Raw genomic sequence first — 1,005 nt, 5'->3', positions numbered from 1 at the left:
GATTTCCACTCTTTAAATAACAACTCCACCTGCCAACGGCAGCGATACAGGCTCATCACCTGCTCTGCTGACCATGCTGCTCGCGGTAGGTTCGTCATCCACAGACAGAACCGCTTTTCCTCAGCAAACCAGCGCCGGATCAACCGGTACTCGACCTGGCCGGACTTCACCACCATATCCAGTACCTCGGCCCGACAGCGTCGCCGTCCGGCCTCTCTCAGAGATAGTCCCGCCAGCTTGGGTACTTCCCGTCCATCACCGCGCCAGGCTTGGATTATCTTGGGGTTCAGGCTTTTCGTGCCGCGCACCAGATAAAATCCGCCAGCGTCGTTCACCTGCTCAAACCAAGCCCTGTCAATGTAACCTGCGTCAGCCAGCAGCAGGCAGTTGGTCAGCGTGTGGGCTTCAGGCAGAAATTGCCGTTCCCCTGCGGTATCGGCAGACACACTCATGCACAACGGGCTCTGCTCCGACAGTGACATGGTCATATGGCACTCGATAGCTGCCGGACTGATGGTCTTGAACCGGCCGGGAAAATCAGCAGCAAGGCGCCGATGCACCGCAAAGGAGGTGCCATCGTGCAGTAACACCTGCTTGAACGCGCCGAGGGAGGCTGCTTTGAGTTGATGGTCGATACGCAAGGCGATGGCCCGCTCGACCAGGGCTTTCATAAACAGGGCAAAGCTCTCTTTGCGCAGCTGATTGTGAAACGGTTTGTAAGAAACCTGATGGGTGTTTACCAGTTGCAAGGCATTGAAATGGCGGTGTAAACCGGCAATGTCATTGACCTGGTCGCCTCCCATGGCCCGCAGCAGTGCAGGTACGAGCATGGCTGGGGTAATGGCACGCTGACGCAGACAAAACTTGCAGAGCCGAGCAATGCGCTCGAGTGCGGCGGGAGCCAAGAGTTGCTCCAGATAGTAATTAGCGTTGATAATAGTCATAGGCTTCGCGCGTGTTGATTTTGTTTGGCGATAAAATCAGATCACAAACGAAGCCTTTTTT

General features: G+C 55.6%; 1 protein-coding gene. It reads right to left on the bottom strand.

Going from position 1 to position 1,005, the window contains the following annotated elements; translation table 11 throughout:
• A partial coding sequence (locus PG899_RS24110; RefSeq protein WP_270697823.1) for an IS4-like element ISApu1 family transposase occupies window positions 1-944 on the bottom strand: 944 nt, incomplete at its 3' end.
• Window positions 945-1,005: the final 61 nt, after the last annotated feature.

This window comes from Aeromonas sp. QDB39, assembly GCF_027707585.1.
Classification (GTDB): domain Bacteria; phylum Pseudomonadota; class Gammaproteobacteria; order Enterobacterales; family Aeromonadaceae; genus Aeromonas; species Aeromonas hydrophila.
The sequence above is the reverse complement of the archived record's forward strand: the minus strand, read 5'-3'. Positions and strand labels throughout refer to the sequence as shown.